This window comes from Halorubellus amylolyticus, assembly GCF_034808145.1.
In the GTDB taxonomy this organism is placed as follows: domain Archaea; phylum Halobacteriota; class Halobacteria; order Halobacteriales; family Natrialbaceae; genus Halorubellus.
This window is the reverse complement of sequence record NZ_JAXHGM010000014.1, coordinates 46367-65477: the sequence shown is the minus strand read 5'-3', so window position 1 is coordinate 65477 and position 19111 is coordinate 46367. Positions and strand designations below refer to the sequence as shown.

Annotated in this window: 16 protein-coding genes; 7 read left to right on the top strand and 9 right to left on the bottom strand. The window is 69.5% G+C overall.

Annotated features, from left to right (window positions below; genetic code table 11):
• Positions 1-2: 2 nt before the first annotated feature.
• Positions 3-1592, bottom strand: coding sequence for a phosphoglycerate dehydrogenase (serA, locus tag SM754_RS19180; RefSeq protein ID WP_323677770.1), 1590 nt, complete (start codon positions 1590-1592; stop codon positions 3-5).
• A gap of 69 nt (positions 1593-1661) precedes the next feature.
• Here serA and SM754_RS19175 point away from each other — a divergent pair, with 69 nt between their 5' ends.
• The gene (locus tag SM754_RS19175) at positions 1662-2123 is read left to right on the top strand and encodes a hypothetical protein (protein WP_323677769.1); all 462 of its coding nucleotides are present in this window, start codon (positions 1662-1664) and stop codon (positions 2121-2123) included.
• An 84-nt stretch (positions 2124-2207) separates the two neighbouring features.
• Positions 2208-2861 (top strand): DUF7504 family protein, encoded by a 654-nt coding sequence (locus tag SM754_RS19170; RefSeq protein ID WP_323677768.1) that lies wholly within the window; start codon positions 2208-2210, stop codon positions 2859-2861.
• Positions 2862-2877: 16 nt separating this feature from the next.
• Here SM754_RS19170 and SM754_RS19165 read toward each other — a convergent pair whose 3' ends face one another.
• Together SM754_RS19165 and SM754_RS19160 are read right to left on the bottom strand one after the other, a co-directional pair.
• A complete protein-coding gene (locus tag SM754_RS19165; RefSeq protein WP_323677767.1) occupies positions 2878-3093 on the bottom strand; it encodes a YgaP family membrane protein in 216 nt (71 codons plus the stop codon).
• A gap of 79 nt (positions 3094-3172) precedes the next feature.
• Positions 3173-3574, bottom strand: coding sequence for a DUF7522 family protein (locus SM754_RS19160; RefSeq protein WP_323677766.1), 402 nt, complete (start codon positions 3572-3574; stop codon positions 3173-3175).
• Between the two features lie 159 nt (positions 3575-3733).
• Here SM754_RS19160 and serB point away from each other — a divergent pair, with 159 nt between their 5' ends.
• Positions 3734-4369, top strand: a complete 636-nt coding sequence (gene serB, locus SM754_RS19155; protein WP_323677765.1) for a phosphoserine phosphatase SerB — start codon at positions 3734-3736, stop codon at positions 4367-4369.
• A 35-nt stretch (positions 4370-4404) separates the two neighbouring features.
• On the opposite strand, the gene SM754_RS19150 is transcribed toward serB, so the two are convergent.
• The 3 genes from SM754_RS19150 to SM754_RS19140 all read right to left on the bottom strand — a co-directional run bounded on the left by SM754_RS19150 (position 4405) and on the right by SM754_RS19140 (position 7743).
• The gene (locus SM754_RS19150) at positions 4405-4812 is read right to left on the bottom strand and encodes a hypothetical protein (RefSeq protein WP_323677764.1); all 408 of its coding nucleotides are present in this window, start codon (positions 4810-4812) and stop codon (positions 4405-4407) included.
• 79 nt (positions 4813-4891) lie between these two features.
• Entirely contained in the window at positions 4892-6232 is a 1341-nt protein-coding gene (gene metX / locus SM754_RS19145) for a homoserine O-acetyltransferase MetX (protein WP_323677763.1), read from the bottom strand.
• Positions 6229-7743: an O-acetylhomoserine aminocarboxypropyltransferase/cysteine synthase family protein gene (locus SM754_RS19140; protein WP_323677762.1), complete on the bottom strand. Its 1515-nt coding sequence runs from the start codon at positions 7741-7743 to the stop codon at positions 6229-6231. The genes metX and SM754_RS19140 overlap by 4 nt, the downstream gene beginning before the upstream one ends.
• A gap of 144 nt (positions 7744-7887) precedes the next feature.
• On the opposite strand from SM754_RS19140, the gene SM754_RS19135 reads away from it, so the two are divergent.
• Positions 7888-8388 (top strand): hypothetical protein, encoded by a 501-nt coding sequence (locus SM754_RS19135; protein WP_323677761.1) that lies wholly within the window; start codon positions 7888-7890, stop codon positions 8386-8388.
• Positions 8389-8427: 39 nt separating this feature from the next.
• Here the strand turns inward: SM754_RS19135 and SM754_RS19130 are convergent, their stop codons facing one another.
• On the bottom strand, positions 8428-9879 hold the full coding sequence (locus SM754_RS19130) for an aldehyde dehydrogenase family protein (protein ID WP_323677760.1): 1452 nt from the start codon (positions 9877-9879) through the stop codon (positions 8428-8430).
• Between the two features lie 134 nt (positions 9880-10013).
• Here SM754_RS19130 and SM754_RS19125 point away from each other — a divergent pair, with 134 nt between their 5' ends.
• Together SM754_RS19125 and SM754_RS19120 are read left to right on the top strand one after the other, a co-directional pair.
• Positions 10014-10613 (top strand): hypothetical protein, encoded by a 600-nt coding sequence (locus tag SM754_RS19125; protein ID WP_323677759.1) that lies wholly within the window; start codon positions 10014-10016, stop codon positions 10611-10613.
• 73 nt (positions 10614-10686) lie between these two features.
• Positions 10687-11541: a hypothetical protein gene (locus SM754_RS19120; RefSeq protein ID WP_323677758.1), complete on the top strand. Its 855-nt coding sequence runs from the start codon at positions 10687-10689 to the stop codon at positions 11539-11541.
• Between the two features lie 101 nt (positions 11542-11642).
• Here the strand turns inward: SM754_RS19120 and SM754_RS19115 are convergent, their stop codons facing one another.
• Complete coding sequence (locus SM754_RS19115; RefSeq protein ID WP_323677757.1) at positions 11643-12503, bottom strand: sulfurtransferase; 861 nt, start codon at positions 12501-12503, stop codon at positions 11643-11645.
• Between the two features lie 290 nt (positions 12504-12793).
• On the opposite strand from SM754_RS19115, the gene SM754_RS19110 reads away from it, so the two are divergent.
• Entirely contained in the window at positions 12794-13663 is an 870-nt protein-coding gene (locus tag SM754_RS19110) for a sulfurtransferase (protein ID WP_323677756.1), read from the top strand.
• A gap of 22 nt (positions 13664-13685) precedes the next feature.
• Here the strand turns inward: SM754_RS19110 and SM754_RS19105 are convergent, their stop codons facing one another.
• Positions 13686-18743 (bottom strand): S8 family serine peptidase, encoded by a 5058-nt coding sequence (locus SM754_RS19105; RefSeq protein ID WP_323677755.1) that lies wholly within the window; start codon positions 18741-18743, stop codon positions 13686-13688.
• Between the last annotated feature and the right edge of the window lie 368 nt (positions 18744-19111).

Below are 19111 nucleotides of genomic sequence, written 5' to 3'. Positions count from 1 at the left end.
GCTCAGTCGTCGGCGCCGTTGAGTCGGATGACGGTGACGTCCGTGATGCGGTCGTCGGCGACGAGTTCCTCGCGCGCCTCGTCGGAGATCTCGCCGTCGACGTTGTACACGGTCAGTGCTTCCCCGCCGATGGTCTGGCGAGCGTTGAACATCCCCGCGATGTTCACGTCGTACTGGCCCATCACGGAGCCGATGAGGCCGATGACGCCGGGTTCGTCGGCGTTCCGTGCGACGACCATCTTCCCGTGGGGGATGGCGTCGACGCGGAACCCGTCGATGCGGACGATGCGCGGGTCGTCGCCGTGGAAGAGCGTCCCGCACACGGCGAGTTCGTCGTCGCCGTCGCCGACCGTGACGGTGACGAGACTCTGGAAGTCCTCGCTACTGCGGCTCTTCGATTCCGTCACCTCGACGCCGCGTTCCTCCGCGATGCGCGGCGCGTTCACGGCGTTGACCTGCCATTCGAGCGGCTCGAACACGCCCTTCAGGACGCTCGCCGTCACGATGTCGACGTCCTCCTCGGCGATGTCGCCCTCGTAGCTCACCTCGACGGACTCGATGCGCTTCCCGAACAGCTGCGCGGCGACCTTCCCCGAGGTCTCGCCGAGGTCGATGTACGGTTCGACGCGCGGGAACGCGGCCGCGTCCATCGACGGCGCGTTCAGCGCGTTCATCACGGGTTCGCCCGCGAACGCCGCGACGACCTGGTCGGCGGTCGAGACCGCGACGTTCTCCTGGGCGGCCTCCGTGCTCGCGCCGAGATGCGGCGTCACGACGACGTCCTCGACGTCGAGCAGCGGGTTGTCCGGCGAGACGGGTTCCTCGGCGAACACGTCCACCGCGGCGCCGGCGAGCACGCCGTCCTCGACCGCCTCGGCGAGCGCGCGCTCGTCGACGACGCCGCCGCGAGCGCAGTTCACCACGTACCCGCCCTCGAGCTGGGCGAGTTCCTCGTCGCTGATCATGTCCTCGGTCTCGTCGGTCAGCGGGACGTGGACGGTGAGGAAGTCCGCGCGGTCGAGGCAGTCGTCGAGGTCGACGAGTTCCGCGCCGAGTTGCTCGGCGCGCTCCTCGCTGATGTAGGGGTCGAACGCGACGAGGTCCATGCCGAGCGCGTGGCACTTCTTCGCGACCTCCTGGCCGACGCGCCCGAGGCCGACGACGCCGAGGGTCTTCCCGTTCACCTCGGTGCCGAGGAAGTCGCCCTTCGCCCACTCGCCGTCCCGGAGTCGCGTGTGCGCTTGCGGGATGGAGCGTGCGGCGGCGAACGCCATCGCGACCGTGTGCTCGCTCGCGGCACGGACGTTCCCTTCGGGGGCGTTCGCGACGACGACGCCGTGCTCGGTCGCCGCGTCGATGTCGATGTTGTCCACGCCGATGCCGGCGCGGCCGACGATGACGAGTTCCGGCGCGGCCTCGAACACCGTCTCGGTCACCTCGGTTCCCGAGCGGACGATGAGTCCGTTCGCGTCGGAGACCGCGGACAGGAGCGCGTCTCCCTCGACGTCGTAGGCGGTCTCGACTTCGTGGCCCGCCTCTCTGAGGCGTTCGATACCCGCGTCGGCGATGGGGTCCGTCACCAGGACCTTCATGGCCGAGTCCATCACCCCATGGCCCATAACGCTTCCTTTACCATGGAGGGTGGCGAGAATTGCCACACCGTGTCCGACGACGGTTCGACGCACGAACCACCGCCCGGAACGCCCTCTGAGACCGGACTGAGCGCCGTCGAGACGCTCGCGAGCGGCGAGGACCGCGAGGGCCGCCGGGCGCTCGTTCGCGACGTCGCGCTGCTCGCGCTCGTCGCTGGGTCGCCGACGGTCCAGCTCGTCGGCGCCGGCCGCGTCGCGTGGCCGACGCTCGCGGTCGCGGCCATCGTCGTCGCCGGGGGCCTCCTGGCGGTTGCGGTCCTTCGGCCGCTCCAGAGACTGGACGACCTGGGGCGTCAGTTCGCCCTCCTCGCGACGACCGCCGTCGGCGTCGTCGCCGTCGCCTGGGCCGCGTTCGTCCTCGAACCCGGCGAGGTCCGGTTCGCGAGCGCGAGCCTCGGCACGCTCCTCGGCGCGCTCGTCGCGCGGATTGCGCGAACGACCGACGCCGGCCCGTGGCGCGACCGGACGTGACCGCGTCCCCCCGACCCGCACGCTCGCGAGAAGCAGTCCTGCCGACCCGCGCTTTCTTGACGGGCGCGCTCTAACCGGCGGGCAATGACGAATCTGGCGCCGGCCCTCGACACGAGCGCGGTCCGGGACGGTGCGAACGTCCTCGTCGTCGGCCCGCCGATGACGGGCAAGCGCGAGTTGCTGTACGAGGTGCTGGCGGCCGACCGCGGCGACGACCGGGCGACGGCGTTCGTGACGACGCGGAAGGCCGCCGAGACCGTCGAGCGCCAGTACCGCGACGTCCACCCCGCGGTCGCGACGCTCGGAGTCGTCGACTGCGTCACGCGCCAGCGCGGGTTCGGCGCGAGCGAGGAGTCCCCGAACCGCCGGCTGGTGTCGAGCGCGGGCGACCTCACCGGCATCGGTATCGGCCTGACGGACTTCATGCGGCGGTTCCACGAGGACGACGCCCTCGCGGGAGCGAGCGTCGGGATGCACACGCTCTCGACGCTGTTGATGTACGCGGACGTCCGCCGCGTCTACCAGTTCCTGCACGTTCTCACGGGGCGCGTGGAGAGCTCGGGGTTCCTCGGCGGGTTCGTGCTGGATACGCCCGTCCCGCAGGACTCGCTGGGCATCATCAAGCAGCCGTTCGACGGGCTCGTCGAGGTGCGCGAGGTCGAGGAGACGGGCGCTCGCGAGTACCGCGTCCGCGGCCTTCCGGGCGACGCCGGGCCGCGAGCGTGGACCGAGTTCTGACGCCTTCGAGCGGGCGCTACTGCGTGGTGTCGACGCCGAGCAGCGAGTAGAGCCCGCAGGTGTTCGTCGCGCCCGTGATGAGGAGTATCAGGGAGAGCGCGCCGAGGACCGGCGAGAGGACCATCGGTGCGCCACCGATGGCGTCGCCGAGGATGGCGAGCGAGATGATGCCGAGGACGCCTCCGAGTGCGACGCGACCGATACCGTCCGTTCGACCGACGTTCTGTTCCATACCCGATTGTATGGTATCGAGTGACAAGATTGGCGGGGCGATTCCAGGCGCGTGAGAACGCCCGCCGCGGGTCGCTCCCTCAGCCGTCGACGTCGAGGTAGTCGAGCGTGGTGTCGACGAGCGGCGATTCCTCGCGGTCGAAGACGACGACGACGCCGCTCCACTCCTCGTCGGGGAAGACGGCGACGACGACCTCGTCGAAGAACCGGACCGTCGAGTTCAGCTCCCCGAAATCGTAGAGCGCCTGCTCCTGGGGCGGGTCGCCGAGCGCCTTCATGAGGAGCGTCTTCACGCGCTCCTCGAGTTCCGCGTCGGTGTACTGGGCGTCGACGTCGTCGCTGACGTGCACGACGTCGTACGTCTCGCCCTCGTACCGGAACGCCAGCCGGAGCGAGGCGTCGACGTTCTCGTGGAGTTCCTCGACGAGCCCGCGCAGGTTCGTGTCCTCGACGGCCTCGATGGCCTCGTCCGCTTCGTCCATGTCCGCCGGTTCGAACCACGGCGGCTTAATGGTGTGTGCGAGTTCGCGCCGCGACTTCGGGTCGCGGCCAGACCCCGTCGGCGGCCGCCCGGACGGACCGCGCGGCGAGTTCGACCGGGACCCGGAGGCTACAAGACGCCGCCTCGCAGAGTCGTGGGTATGACGCTGGTCGCGTTCGACTTCGACGGGACGCTCTCGGACTCCGAGATGACGGTGCTGCTCGGCGACGAGTACGGGGTGGCGGACAAGATGGCCGACATCACGCAGCGCGCGATGAACGACGAGATCGGGTACGCGGAGAGCCTCCGGCAGCGCGCCGGGCTCCTCGACGGCCTCCCCGAGGAAGCGGCCGAGCGCGCGTGGGGGAACGTCCGCCTGCGCGACGGTGCCGCGGACGTCATCCGGGCGTTACGGGACGCCGGCGTGACCGTCGCCATCTTCACGGGCGGGTTCGAGAAGGGCGTCGCCGCGGCACTCGAACGCGAGGGCGTGGACGTGGACGCCATCGTCGCGAACCGCCTCCCCGTCGCGGACGGCGCGCTCACGGGGAGCGTCGAGGGCGACCTCATCGAGGGGACGAAGGACGACGCCCTCAAGCGCTACGCGACCGAGCGCGACGTCGCGCTCGCGGACACCGTCGCGGTCGGCGACGGCGCGAACGACCTCCCGATGCTCGAGGTCGCGGGGCTCGCGGTCGGGTTCGAGCCGAAACCGAACGTCGAACCGGCCTGCGACGTCACCGTCGCCTCGATGGACGAGCTCCGGGACGTCCTCGAAGCCGAAGGCGTGCTCTGAGCCGGGCCCGGAACCGCGTTCTTCTCCCGCGAGTATCAGGTGTCGTCGACGACGGCGTCCCGATAGCGTTCCGCGCGCTCGCTCGGCAGCAGCATCCCCTCGCCGGCCTCGACGAAGTCGACGACGCGCTCGGCGACGACTGCGTCGTCCTCGGTGGCGTGCGCGGCGACGAGGTCGCTCACGAGCGCGACCTGGTCGTTCACGCGGTCGACGAGGTACCCGACGTCCTCGACGGTCTCGACGACCTCGACGTACGCGTCCGGGTCCGCTTCCGGGTCGAGGCCCGCTGCGTCGTCCGCGGCGTGGTCGTGCACCGCTTCGACGGCCTCGACGCCGCGCTCGGTCGCCGCCTGCAGGTCCGCGAGCAGCTCGCTCACCGGCGGTGCGTCGGGCTCGCCATCGGCGGCGCGCTGGAACGCGACGACGAGATCGCTCTCGGTCATGCGACGAGGTACGACGGGAAGCCCCAAGAGCGCGGCGGGTCCCCGTCGCGCGACCGCGAGGTGGTGCCGTGCCGTCGAGTCAGGAGAACAGGCTCGTGTGAACGGGCGCGTGCCGGTCGTCGCCGCCGTCGTCGTTCTCGGTGTCGGAGACGGCGCGGCCGGCGACGCCGTCGCTGAGGAAGTCCCGGAGCGGCGGACCGACGTGCTCGGGTTCGACGAGGAACGCGTCGTGACCGTGGTCGGAGTCGACGACATGGTGCGCGACCGGGACGTCGGCGTCGCGCGCGCTCGCCGCGAGGCCCTCGGCCTGCTCGACGGTGAAGTGCCAGTCGCCCGTGAACGACATCGCGAGCAGCTCCCCCTGGAAGGCGGCGAGCGCGGCGGCGTCGTCCTCGTAGCCGGCGGCGAGGTCGTAGTCGTCCATCGCTCGCGTGAGGTAGAGGTAGCTGTTCGCGTCGAAGCGCTCGGTGAACGAGTCCGCGTTGTAGTCGAGGTAGGACTCGACCTCGCGGTAGGGGAAGAAGTCGCCGGCGGGGTCGCTCGGGAACCGGTCGCGGGCGTCGTTCCGCCCGGCGGCGCGGCGCCCGAACCGGTCGTCCATCGATGCCTTCGAGAGGTACTGGAGGTGCCCGAGCTGGCGCGCCAGCGCGAGGCCGTCGTCCGGTTTCTCGTCGGCCCGGTAGTAGTCGCCGCCGTTCCACGCCGGGTCGGTCGTGATCGCTCGGCGCGCGACCGCCTCCACGGCGAGGCCCTGCGCGTCGAGTCGCGGGGCGGTGGCGACCGCGCCGACGCGGTCGACGTCGTCCGGGTAGCGTTTCGCCCAGTCCAGGGCGTTCATGCCGCCGACGCTCCCGCCGACGACCGCGTGCAGGCGGCCGACGCCGAGTTCGTCCAGCACCGCGCGCTGCGTGCGCGTCCAGTCGCCGACGGTGACGGGCGGGAACTCGGTCGCCCAGCGTTCGACCGCACCGCTTTCGTCGTCGGAGCCGGTGACGCCCTCGCGGTCCCCGTCGGTCCTCGCCGCCGCGGGTTTCTCGGTCGCCGGCCCGTCGCTCCCGTAGCACGAGCCGGGCGCGTTCACGCACACGACGAAGTACTCGGTCGTGTCGACGGCCTTCCCGGGGCCGACGACGTCGCCCCACCACGCTCGCGCCTGCCCGGCGGTGTCGGGGGCGCTCGCGCTCCCGTCGGCGTCGTCCCCGCTCGCGTCGGCGTCATCGCCCCCGTCGCGCCCGCCGCGCTGCCAGCCGTCGCGACCGCGACGCCGGGCGACGTGCGCGCTCCCGGTGAGCGCGTGCGTCACCAGGACGGCGTTCCCGCCGGTGAACTCGCCGTACGTCTCGTACGCGAGCGTCAGCTCGGGGACGGTCTCCCCGCACTGGAACTCGAACGAGTCGAGCGTCACCGTCTCGGTCGTCACGCCCCATCACCCCGGTCGCCGCCGGCGGGGTCGGCGGTGGCGGTCGGGTCGCCGCCGTCGGTCGCGGTCGCCGCGTCGTCGCTCGTCGCGCTCGCGATGGCGGCCTCGACGTCCGCGAGCAGGTCCGCGGGGTCCTCGATGCCGACCGAGAGGCGGACGAGGTCGGGCGTGACGCCCGCGTCCGCCTGCTCGGCGGGCGAGAGCTGGGCGTGCGTGGTGCTCGCCGGGTGGATGACGAGCGTCTTCGCGTCGCCGATGTTCGCGAGGAAGGAGGCGAGGTCGACGCGCTCGCAGAAACGCTTCCCGGCGACGTAGCCGCCGCGGGCGTCGCCCTCGCCACCGGCGGCGTCACTCTTGCTGCCGGCGGCGTCGCCCTCGCCGTCGCCACCGTCGGTCGGGCCGTCGAGCCCGAACGCGATCATGCCGCCGTAGCCGCCGTCGAGGTACTCGCTCGCGTGCCCGTGCGTCGGGTGGGAGTCGAGGCCGGGGTGGGTGACCCACGCGACGTCGTCGTGGTCGGCGAGGTACTCCGCGACGATCCGCGCGTTCTCGCAGTGCCTGTCCATCCGGAGTTCGAGCGTCTGGAGGCCCTGGATGGTCTGCCAGGCGTCGAAGGGGCTCTGTTGGTCGCCGAGCGACCGCAGCGAGCGGAACCTGACAGCTGCTGCGAGCGGGGCGTCGGGCGCGTACTCGCCGAAGTCGGTGTCGGGGTACGCGGGGTTCGGGCCGGCTATCTCGGGGTAGTCGTGCGCTCGCCAGTCGAAGTTCCCGGTGTCGACGACGACGCCGCCGACGGTCGTCCCGGAGCCGTGCAGCCACTTCGTCGTGGACTCCCAGACGACGTCCGCCCCGTGTTCGCCGGGGCGGCAGAGCGCGGGCGTGGCGAACGTGTTGTCGACGACGAGCGGGACGCCGGCGTCGTGGGCGACGTCGGCGACGGCGTCGAAGTCGGGCGTGACGAGGCTGGGGTTCCCGATGGTCTCGACGTGGACGTACGCGGTGTCGTCGTCGACGGCGTCGCGGTAGGCGTCGACGTCGAGCGTGTCGACGAACTCGACGTCGATGCCGCGGCGTGCGGCGGTGTGTGCGAGGTACGCGGTGGTGCCGCCGTACGTGTCGTTCGAGCAGACGACGGTGTCGCCGGCCTCGGCGAGGACGAGCGTGAGCGCGTCGAGCGCGGCCATGCCGGAGGCGGTGGCGACCGCGGCTGGCGCGTCGTGGAGGCTCGCGACGGCGTCCTCGAGGCGTTCGGTCGTGGGGTTGGAGATGCGCGAGTAGATGTGGCCCTGACGTTCGAGTGCGTACAGGTCCGCGGCGGTGTCGGCGTCGGGGAACGCGTAGCTCGTCGTCTGGTGGATGGGTGGTGCGCGTGCGCCGGTGGTCGGGTCGGCGGGGCCGTCCGCGTGGACGGCTCGCGTGCCGAACCGCGTGCCGCGGCGGGGGTCGCCGCTGGGGCGTGTGCCGCCGGTTCCGGTGCCTGTGGCGGCGTCGTCGTCGGCGTCCTCGTTCATGTTTCGAAGTAATATATCTCTACGAATCTATAACCAGCAGTTACGGCAAGTGTCGCCACGGCGTGCTACCACCCCACACGTCGACGGGACAGACTAGAGCGGTCGCCCCGAACGTACACCATCCCACGGCCCCTTCCACGAGGCGTGACGCGCCTCGCCGCCCGCGCCGTCCGCGACTTCGTCGCCGGAACCCCCGGGAGTCCGACGTACGCCGCACTGCTCGCGGGCGTCGCCGTCGAAGCCGCCGTCGTCCCCGGGCTCGCCGCCCTCGGAGCCGTCGTCGGCCCCACCGTCGCCGCGTCGACCGCGACGAGTACCGCCGCCACGGTCGGGGCGATGCTCGCGGTCGGCGTCGCCACCCTCGCCGGCGGCCTCGTCGTCGGGTACGCGGTCGGCGACGGCCGCGCCACCGACGCCCTCGGCCACCCCGGCACGTACGCCTACGCCGTCCTGCCGCTGCTCGCACGCTGGCTCGTCCTCCTCGCCCTCCTCGACCGGCTCGCCCCTGCTGGGAGCGTCCTGCTCGGCGACACCACGTACCTCGCCGGCGTCGTCACGCCCGTCGCCATCGTCGCCTGCACCGGCGGCGCCGCCCTCTCACCCACGCCATCGACCAGCGACCCCGACCGCCGGAGCCGTCGCTGACGGAGCGGAACGCGGAGGAACGGACGTGCTGCTGGGGAGTCAGTACAGGTTGACGTTGACGTTCTTGACCTGCGTGTACTCCTCGATGGCCTGCTCGCCCTGCTCGCGACCGTAGCCGGACTCCTTGTACCCGCCGAACGGCGTCTGCGGGAACGTCACGGGGTACTCGTTGATGGAGACCATCCCGTACTCCAGGCCCTCCGCGAGCCGGTGCCCGCGCTTGATGTCGTTCGTCCAGATACCGGACATCAGGCCGTACGGCGAGTCGTTCGCCACCTCGAGGGCCTCCTCCTCGTCTTCGACCTCGATGACCGAGAGCACGGGCCCGAAGATCTCCTCGCGGGCGATGGCCATGTCGTTCGTGACGTCCGTGAAGATCGTCGGCTCGACGAAGTACCCGCTGTCCTTGTCGTCGGGTTCACCGCCGCCGACGGCGACGGTCGCTCCCGCGTCCTTGCCCTGCTCGATGTAGTCGAGGACGTCCTGCTGGTGGGACTTCGAGACCGCCGGCCCCATGCGGGCGTCGTCGTCGATGCCCGACCCCAGGGGATAGTCCTCGACCATCGCCACGAGTGCGTCGACGAGTTCGTCGTGGACGTCCTCGTGGACGACGAGGCGCGAGCCCGCCCAGCACATCTGCCCGCAGTTCATGAAGATACCGTTCCGGACGCCCTTCGCGGTGGCCTCCAGGTCGGCGTCCGGGAACACGAGGTGCGGACCCTTCCCGCCGAGTTCGAGCGTGACGCCCGTGACGTGCTCGCTCGCGGAGTCCATGACGTGCTTCCCGATCTCCGTCGACCCCGTGAACGCGACGTGCTCGACGTCCTCGTGGCTCGCCAGGTGCCCGCCAGCGTCGCTGCCGGGGCCGGGGACGACGTTCAGGACGCCGTCGGGGAGGCCCGCCGCCTCGGCGGCCTTCCCGTAGTACAGCGCCGACAGCGGCGTGACGCTGCTGGGCTTCAGGACGACCGTGTTCCCCGCGGCCAGCGCCGGCGCCAGGGAGCGCCCGGCGAGCTGGAACGGGTAGTTCCACGGGCTGATGTGCGCGGTCACGCCGAGGGGCTCGCGGCGCGTGTAGTTCAGGCGCGGGCCGTCCACGGGGATCGTCGACCCGGTTATCTTGTCGGTCCAGCCGGCGTAGTACCGGAACGTGTCGATGACCATCCCGACGTCGATGCCGGCCTCGAACGGCGTCTTGCCGTTGTCGTGGCTCTCGACGAGCGTGATCTCATCTTTCATCTCCTCGAGGGCGTCCGCGAACGCGCGGAGCTTCTGCCCGCGCTCGCTGGGCCCCATGCGACGCCACTCGCTATCGCGTGCCGCGGCGCGGTCGGCGGCCGCGACGGCCGCGTCGACGTCCTCGGGCCCGGCGTGCGCGACGGTCGCGTACACCTCCTCTGTCGCCGGGTCGACGGTCTCGTTCGTCTCGCCGCTCGCGGCGTCGGTCCACTCGCCGTCCACGTACAGCTGGGTCGGGCCGTCGTAGCTCATACCCGGACGTTCTCGCGGACGCGAGATATGCGTACTGGTCGCGGCCGTCGAGCCGGAACTCGATTCCGAGTAAGGATGCCGAGCGTAGCGGCGGGTATGCAAGGTTTTTGTGTCGTGCGCACTCCGACGGGGACGTGACGCCGTCTTCGGACCCGGTCTGTCCAGAATGCGGTGCGGGCGTCGGGTCGACGAGCACGTACTGCATGCACTGCGAGACCGATTTCGACGCCCCGGCGGCTCCCGCCGAGGAAGACGGCGCTCGTGGGGCAGCGACCGCCGACCGGACGACGTCGAGCGCGACGCCGGAGAGCGTCGACGAGTACGGGACCACGGGCGACGGCTACGACGGCGACCATCCCCTCGACGGGGTCGCGCGCGTCCTCAGCCTGGTACTGACTGTGCTGCTGGGGCTCGCAGCGACGGTCACGGTCACCATCGCGTTCGCACAGCGAATGAGCATCTGGCTGCCACTCGCCCTCCTCGCGCTCGCCGGCACCGCTGTCCTCGTCGTGCACGTGTGGCGGTTCCCGACCGGTCGCGGCGCTCTCGCCAGGTCACTGTACCTCGACGCGGCCGGACTCGTCGTGGTCCCGGTCACGTTCGGTCTCCTCGGCGACACCGACGACTCGGTCGTAGTCGGCCTCATCTTCGGCATCAGCTTCGGCGCGATCGGCCTCCTCGTCGCCGTTCCCGTCGCGCTCCTCGGGTACTGGCTTGCCCCCGACCGCGTCTGAACCGCTCGCGCTCGCTCGGGCACACCAGCGTGCTGGCGAAACGGTTTTGCTCCCCGCGGCCGCGTGTGAAGTCGTGACACAGCCATCGGACCCGGTGTGTCCGGAGTGCGGCGAGGCCGTCGGGGCGACGAGCACGTACTGCATGCACTGCGACGCCGACTTCGACGCCCCCATCGACGCATCCGAGTTCACCGGCGGCAGTGCGACGACGGACCAGACAGGCGGTGTGGGCGACTGGGGCGGCACCGACCAGGCCGACCTCGAGGACGACGCCGACTGGGGGGACAGCGACCAGGCCGTCACCGAGCACGCGAGCGGCTGGGACGACGGCGGCCCGGGCGACGCCGGGCACACCGACGGCTGGTCGCCGGACGACGATTCCGCGGCGTCGACGACCGAGTCGACGGCGACAGACGACGCGGCGACGGGCGCGGACCCGACGCCGGCGTCGGTGAGCGACTACGGGACGACCGGCGGAGCGAGCGCGACGACCGGCGACACCGCGGGACGCGAGGACGGAGGGACCGGCCGCAACCTCCTGCAGTCCATCGCACGCATCGGGGCCGTCCTCATCACCGTCGTCGTCGGCCTCGTCACCACGGGCACGCTCATGCTCCTCACCGCCGAGGTGATCGAGCTCTGGATTCCGCTGGTGCTCGTCGGCCTCGTCGGCATCGTCACCGGCGGCGTCGTCGTCGCCCGTCAGGACACCGGCATCGACGCGCTCGCGGACTCGCTGTACGTGACCGCCGCCGCCGTCGTCGCCCTCCCGTTCGTCTTCTTCCTCCTCCTCCCGACCGACCAGTCGATCACCGGCCGACTGGTGCTGGCGCTCGTCGGGTCGTTCATGGGCGCGTTCGTCGGCGTCCCCGCGTTCGTCATCGGGTACGTCCTTCAACCCGACGACGAAGGGCTGCCCTGGACCTGACGCCGGTCGACCGAGTCGCTCACGAGCCTCGGAAAACGAGTTCGGCGGAATCGACCGCTCGTCTGCTCGCCGCTGCCGGTCTCGACGGAATCGAGCGCCAGTTACTCGCCGCTGCCCGTCTCGACGGGTGCGCCGACGAGGTTCCCCCACTCGGTCCACGAGCCGTCGTAGTTGATGGCGTCGTCGTAGCCGAGGAGTTCGTGGAGCGCGAACCACGCGACCGACGAGCGCTCGCCGATGCGGCAGTACGCGACGGTCGTCGAGTCGCCGTCGATGCCCTTCTCGGCGTAGAGCGCCTCGATCTCGTCGTAGCTCTTGAACGTGCCGTCGTCGTTCGTCACTGCGGCCCACGAGATGTTCTGGGCGCCGGGGATGTGGCCGCCGCGCTGCGCGGTCTCTTGGAGGCCCGGGGGTGCGAGAATCTCGCCGCTGAACTCCTCGGGCGAGCGAACGTCCACGAGCGGAATCTCGCGCTCGATGGCGTTCTCGACGTCGTCGCGGTACGCGCGGATGCTCTCGCGCGGGCCGCTCGCCGTGTAGGTGGTCTCGCTGAACTCGGGGGCGTCCTCGGTGAGCGGGTAGTCGTGTTCGAGCCAGTAGTCGCGGCCGCCGTCGAGCAGGCGGACGTCGTCGTGGCCGTAGTACTTGAACTGCCAGTACGCGTACGCCGCGAACCAGTTCGAGTTGTCGCCGTAGAGGACGACGGTGTCGTCCTCGCCGATTCCGTGACTCCCGAGGAGGTCCTCGAAGTCGTCCTTGGTGAGGATGTCGCGGGTCTGCTGGTCCTGGAGCTGTGTCTCCCAGTTGAACCCGATGGCGCCGGGGGCGTGGCCCTCGTCGTACGCTTCGGTGTCGACGTCGACCTCCACGAGTCGGTGGTCGCTGTCGTCGTCCTGGAACGCGTCGAGGTTGTCCTCGACCCAGTCGGCGGTGACGAGCACGTCGTTTGCGTAATCGGTCATGCAACTCGTATATAGCGCGCCCGGTATATATCGAGTCCCACCCCGGCAGGCGTCTCCCCTCGTGGAACGTAGCGGCTGTTCTTGCTGGTTGTCTGTGAGTGGGTACGACGCCATCACGAGCGTGCAGTCGCGTGGTTCGGGGCGGGAGTCCAGAGGGCGGCCGGATGCGCGATACGTACGGGGAACGTTCTCTATAGAGACGAAGCAGCCAGTGTTGCCGGTATCTCGGAGCGGGCGCGTTCGAGACGGGAACCCGAGCGCCTAACGGACCCGACCGCGAACGACCGCGCATGACCGACGACCGCGCAGCGAGCGACGACCGGCGCGTCCCGTGGACGGTCGACGCGGACTGGCTCGCCGCACACGCCACTGACCCCGACGTCGCCGTCGTCGACGTCCGCGACGCCTGGGAGTACGACGGCATCGGACACGTTCCCGGTGCGGTGAACGTCCCCTTCGACTCGTTCCGGAGCGACGACGACGCCGACGTCGGGATGCTCCCCGGCGCCGACGACTGGGCGGCAGTCATGCGCGAGGCCGGCGTCGACCGCGACGACGTCCTCGTCGCCTACGACGACACCCACGGCGTCTTCGCCGCCCGATTCCTCGTCACCGCCCTCATGTACGGCCACCGCGACGTCGCCCTCCTCGACGGCGACTACGCCGCGTACAACCGCGAGCACCCGACGACGACCGACGCGCCCGACGTCGACGAGAGCGACTACGACGCGACGGTCCCCGACGACCGCCCGCTCATCGACGCCGACACCGTCCAGGCACTCCTCGACGACGCCAGCGCCGCGGCCGATACCACCGCCGCGGCCGATACCAGCAACGCGGACGGGGACGTCGTATTCGTCGACACCCGCGACGACCGGGAGTACGACGAGGGCCACCTTCCCGGCGCCGTCAACCTCGACTGGAAGGCGCTCGTCGACGACGAGACCCGCGGTCTCCTCCCCGAAACCGCCCTCCGCGACGCCCTGGAATCACACGGCATCACGCCCGAGAAGCGCGTCGTCCTCTACTGCAACACCGCCCGCCGCATCAGCCACACGTACGTCGTCCTCCGCGCACTCGGCTACGAGCACGTCGACTTCTTCGAGGGCTCGCTCACCGAATGGCGCGACCGCGACGGCACGCTCGAGACCAACGCGTGAGAACGGGGAGAAGAAGAGAGCCTCAGTCCGCAGTGTGACGGAGCCTCGCCGCGGCGAACGTCAACGCGAGGAGCGCGACCACGACACCGAATCCGGGTGACCCACCCGCTCCGGAGCCGTCGGATGCGGTCGACGCGGCCGTCGTCGCCGCGTCGTCGCTCGTCCTTGCGGTCGTCGCCCCGTCAGCCGTGGTATCGACCGTGGTCGTCTCGCCGCCGTCACTCCCGTCTTCGGTCGTTTTGCGAGCGGTCGTCGTGCGAGCGGTCGTCGTCCCGTCACCCGGAGACTCGTCGTCCCCACTATCGGCCGTCGTCGTGGCATCGCCGTCGCCATCGGTCGGTTCGGTGACCGAGACGAACGCGCCACGCTTCCCGTCGACGCTGACCGCGTACGTCCCGGGTTCATCGAACGAATGCTCGAACGTGGTAGTGCGCTTCGAGTTAGCGGTGACCGTCACCGGGCGCTCAGCGACCACGGTCGAACCGATCGAAAGCGTCGGCGTCATGGTCTTCGACGTCGCGTACTCGTTCTCGTAGGTGACCGTGACGGTCATCGTCTCGTCGGTCGTCAGATCCGTGGTGCTGACGTCCACCGAGACGATACCGACGGTCTGATCTTCGCCTGCACCGCCACCACCGCCGCCGCCACCGCCACCACCGCCGCCACCGCCGCCACCGCCACCGCCGCCGGATTCCTCGTCGACGGCGACCGCGACCGTCTCGTTGTCGCGGTGGCCGGAGCGGTCGTAGACGTCGACGTTCACCGTGTACTCGCCCGGCGAGTCGAACGTCCGCGAGACGGTCGGCGAGGTCGTCCGTGTGTCGACGGACCCGTCGCCATCGAGGTCCCAGGCGTACTTCGCGATTGCGTCGTTGTCCGCACTCGCGGACGCGTCGAAGGACACCGAACCGCCAGCGACGATCGACGTCTGCGACGCCGTGACCTCGGCCGTCGGTGCGGTCGTATCCGTACTCTCGACAGCGACCGTCGCTGTCGCCGCGTTCTCGTACGCGTCGACGACTTCGACCGCGACCGGGACGCTCCCGGTGTCGTTGATCGTGGAGACGAACGTCGCATCGGTCGTCTCGTGGTCGAACGTCCCGTCACCATCGACGTCCCAGCGGTACGCCGCGACGCCGGAGTCGTCGGTCGCGTTCGACGCGTCGAGCAGGATCGCATCGACGCCGACCTCGACGCTCGACTCGTTCACGGCGAGCGCCGCGGTCGGCGGTTCGCCGTCCTCGACCGAAACGTCGAGCGTTCGCGTCGCGACGTTCCCGGACTCGTCCGACACGTTCAGCTGGACCGTTCGCGTCCCGGGCGAGGACCAGGCGACGGTCGTCGACGGCGACGTCACCGTCGATCCATCAGGGAACGTCCACTCGTAGCCGGTGATACCGACGTTGTCCGCCGAGCCGGACGCGTTCAGCGCGATCGATTCGTTCACCGCGATCGTCGTGGACCCGTCCTGCTCCGGGCTTCCGTTCACGAGCAGCGAAACCGTCGGCTCAACGCGGTCCACGACATCGACCGTCGTCTCGAGCGTCGACGTTTGGCCGTTCGTGTCCGTCACCTTCAGCGTGACGTCGTGCAGGCCGAGTGTCTCGAACGTGTAGTTCAACCGTGGGCCGGTGAACGTCTCGCCGGAGACGTTCCACGCGTACTCGACGATCCCGTGGTTGTCAGTCGACGTACTCGCGTCGAACGCGACCGTCGTGCTGACGTTCGAGACGATGTGCGTCTCCTCCGACCGGTTCACCGACACCCACGGGGTCGGTGGTGTGTCGACCACACGCGTCGCGTTGAACACGGTCGTGTACGCAACGTCCCCGGCTTCGTTCTCGACGCGGGTCGCGAAGTGGAGCGCGCCGGTATAGTTCCGGACGTCCCCGCGGAAGCGGTCGATGGACGTCGATGACGCAATCGCATCGAACTCCGTCCACGAACCCGCATTATCGATCGAGCCGTCCGCCGCGAACGGATCCGTCGACACCGACTCGTTCGCGACGAACACCCGGACCGACGTGACGTTCTGGCCGTTCGTGGACTCGTACGCCGAAACACCGGCGGTGACGTTCCCGTTCGGAACGGTCCCGTTCAGTGACGCGTTATAGAACCCGTTCGAGCCGATGTAGGGCGCGTTCGAGTCGCCGTCCGTCCGGTTCTTCGCCACGACGCCACTCACGATGCGCGTCGAGAGCGATTGCTCGTCGTTCTTCGCGACCAGCCTGACGCGATAGGGCTCGTTCGCTCCGATCGACTCGCTCAGCACGAACCGGTCGGTCGTCGCCTGCGCGGCCTGCGCGACCGTCCCGTCCACCACGAGCTCGATCGAGTCGGCGGTCCCGTCCTCGTACGCGGCCGACGGGAAGCTCTGCGTCCGCATCGTGTGCGCGGTCACCTTCAGGTTCCCACCGACGACGTTGTGCCGGATGTGACTCCGATACGGGTGCTCGTTAACGGAGCGATACACGCGCTCGCCAGCGCTCGGAACGCCCGCCTCCCAGTCGACCGTGGCCACCCACGAGTCGTCCAGGGAACGCGCGCCGACGCTGTGCGATTTCAGCGCCGGGGAGACGTAGATGTCTTGCTGTCGCCGATCTTCGAGCAGTCCGAGCGAGTAGAGGCTACTCCACCCGTACTCGCTCTGGATCGTCGCGAAGTACGTCTGATCCGGCGTCGCCCGATAGTACCGCATCTCCTTGACGCCGAGCTCGCTCACGTTCACGTCGAGCGTCGTCGGCTCGGTCACGCCGTTCAGACGATGCGCGAGATGGTAGACGGCGTCGGCGTCCAGCGAGTGCGGTCTCTCCTGTTCGTTCGTCGGCACGAGGAGATGCTGGACGCTGAGTTCGAGGTCGCCGTCCGGGTGAACGCGGATCGCGTCCGTCGACGCTGCTTGCGTCCTAATCGAGCCCCCGTACGGAATCCTCTCCGTTGGGTTCGTGAACGCGATCGCGATGCTACGGTTGTCGAGCGGCCCGCTCCGATTCACGAGCGGCTGGTGTTCCAAGTCGACCGTGACCGTGTTCTCCTCGTCCAGGACGACGCTGGCATCGCCGGGGAGCGTCACCTCCTTGGTCATGACGACCGGCTGTCCGGTGCCCTCGACGAGCCCGGTCGTCTGAACGTTGTACCGGCCCGGGTCGACGACCGTCACGTTCGCGGAACCGTTCTCGAGCTGGACGACGCTCTTCGTGTCGAGGATCGACGACTGGTTCGAGTACACGAAGACGGAGTCGTCGCTGACGTCCGACCCGTCGAATCCGCGCTTCGTAATCTGGACCTGCGTACCGCGAACGAACCCGAAGATAGCGGTGTGCTCGCCCCCATCCACCGAGATTCGACCGGAGTACGCACCGTTGTCGACGGACTCGTCGATGGTCACCGACAGCGCGACCTGCGTAGACTCGCCCGGACCGAGCGTCAGCGTCGAGGTATTCAGCGAGACCGGTGCAGCGTCCCCGTCGTCGATAGCTGCTGCGGTCGCGGAGACGTCGAGTTCCGTCGATTCGCTCCCGTGGTTCGTGACCGTGATCGTCCGGTTCGTGGTGCCGGTCGACGTTCGCACGCCGAAGTCGGTCGTCCCGGGCGTGACGACGACGTCGCCGGCGAGCGCTTCCGTGGCGTTCACGCGACCAGCGCCCTGCGAGTAGACGTCAGCACCGCCGAGGGGGTCGGCGCTCGCGATGAGCGTGTTCTTCACCCGAGCGGGCTCCCAATCCGGGTTCGCTTCCAGAAGGAGCGCTGCGACGCCGGAGACGACGGGCGTCGCCATGCTCGTCCCGCTCTTCGAGACGTAGTCCGAGTCGTACCCCGCATCATGCGACGCGGCGCTCATCACGCCGGAGCCGGGCGCGACGAGGTCGGGTTTGACGTACCACCCGACCGGGGTCGGGCCGCGCGACGAGAACTCGCTGATTTTCCCGTTCTTATCCGTCGACCCGACCGTGATGGCGTCCTCGATGACGCCGGGGCTACCGACCGTGGCGTAATGGAACTCGTTCCCGGCTGAGACCACGACGGTGGCGTTGTTCGCGACCGCGTGCTCGACGGCGTCGTGATACGGGTCGTTCGACCGGAGGTCCTCGGCTGTCCCACCGAGACTCATGCTGAGGACGTCCGCGTCGTTGGCGACCGACCAGTCCATCGCCGCGATGATGGTCGACGTCTTCGCGCCGCCGTCGTAGAAGACGCGTGCGTCGAGGAGCGACGCGTTCGGCGCGACCCCTCGATACTCTCCGTTACTCGCGTCACCGTCGCCGGCGAGGATGCCGGCGACGTGCGTTCCGTGACCGATGCGGTCGTCGGTCGATCCGTGCCCCGTGAAGTCCTGGCTGTTGATGACAGAGCCCTCGTCGAGATCGGGGTGGTCCTCGTCGATACCGGAGTCGATGACGGCAACCCGAACGCCGTCGCCGCTGACGTCGTACTTGCGTCGCGCACGCTCGGCGTCGACGATCGACGCCGCTTCGTCGACCGCGACCGTGTACTTCACGTCGAGCGACACCTGCTTCACGTCGTTCGTGCTCGCCAGGTCCTCGAACGTCGACGCGGCGGTGGTCTTTCGAACGTATCCTGCCTCGCCACCGATCGAGGGGAGCGTCGAGGTCAGTTCGGCGCCGGTCGCCGACGTCAGGACGCTCTCGCCGTCAGTCGTCTCTCCGGGCGTCACGCGACCCTGGGTCTTCGTGACGATGACCGGGACCGTCGTCGTGTTCGCGTCGGTGTATCCCTGTTCGATGAGGAGGTCGACGTTGAACAGCGACCGGTCGAACGTGTCGAAGTCAGTCCCGACCGGGAACACGTACGTGCCGTGGCCGGTCCGGATCTTCTGCATCGGTTCGTCCCCCTGCACCCGGTAGCGGGTGGTGCCGTTCGATTCGACGACCGTCACAATCTGACCCGAGACGAGCGTTACCGCGTGTGTCGTCGCGTTCTCTCCTGGCGTTCCAGGCGGAGTGCGGTCGGCTACCCCGCCTCGTTCGCTCGCGACCGGTTCCGCGTCGACGGAGAGTGCCGCGTCTGGTGCGTTCGATCCGGCAGCGACCGGGGTCGCCGCGACCGGTGCAGCCACCATGCACGCGATCACCACGAACACGAACGCGGTATTCAATCGACTCCCGATTCGGCTTCGTCCCCACGTCTGGCCAGCGCTGGCATCCCCAGCGCGGCTGGCTTCCGATTCCAAAATCAATCCCAGCAGACCAATTAAATCCCTAATATTAAAGCGTGATGACTTAATAAAGTTCAAACGGCCGTTATGGTTATCAGTGAGGCCCGGGCAGGTCGTTTTCGAGATGCGTCAGACGGTAGTGGTGTCGCTCTCGTCCGGCACCGGTCTCAGGCTATCAGTTAGCTGTTGTAAACGAACCGGGGGTGTCAGCATCGGTCGCGGCAGAAAGGCGAGTTCACATCACGCTTCTTAAGACCACGCGGTGCAACCAC

Coding starts and splice junctions, on each gene's coding strand:
- SM754_RS19165 (WP_323677767.1), bottom strand. CDS start 3,093: ATGGAACAGAACGTCGGTCGAACGGACGGTATCGGTCGCGTCGCACTC.
- SM754_RS19115 (WP_323677757.1), bottom strand. CDS start 12,503: ATGACCGATTACGCAAACGACGTGCTCGTCACCGCCGACTGGGTCGAG.
- SM754_RS19160 (WP_323677766.1), bottom strand. CDS start 3,574: ATGGACGAAGCGGACGAGGCCATCGAGGCCGTCGAGGACACGAACCTG.
- SM754_RS19130 (WP_323677760.1), bottom strand. CDS start 9,879: ATGAGCTACGACGGCCCGACCCAGCTGTACGTGGACGGCGAGTGGACC.
- SM754_RS19150 (WP_323677764.1), bottom strand. CDS start 4,812: ATGACCGAGAGCGATCTCGTCGTCGCGTTCCAGCGCGCCGCCGATGGC.
- SM754_RS19170 (WP_323677768.1), top strand. CDS start 2,208: ATGACGAATCTGGCGCCGGCCCTCGACACGAGCGCGGTCCGGGACGGT.
- SM754_RS19140 (WP_323677762.1), bottom strand. CDS start 7,743: ATGAACGAGGACGCCGACGACGACGCCGCCACAGGCACCGGAACCGGC.
- SM754_RS19105 (WP_323677755.1), bottom strand. CDS start 18,743: ATGGTGGCTGCACCGGTCGCGGCGACCCCGGTCGCTGCCGGATCGAAC.
- serB (WP_323677765.1), top strand. CDS start 3,734: ATGACGCTGGTCGCGTTCGACTTCGACGGGACGCTCTCGGACTCCGAG.
- serA (WP_323677770.1), bottom strand. CDS start 1,592: ATGAAGGTCCTGGTGACGGACCCCATCGCCGACGCGGGTATCGAACGC.
- SM754_RS19110 (WP_323677756.1), top strand. CDS start 12,794: ATGACCGACGACCGCGCAGCGAGCGACGACCGGCGCGTCCCGTGGACG.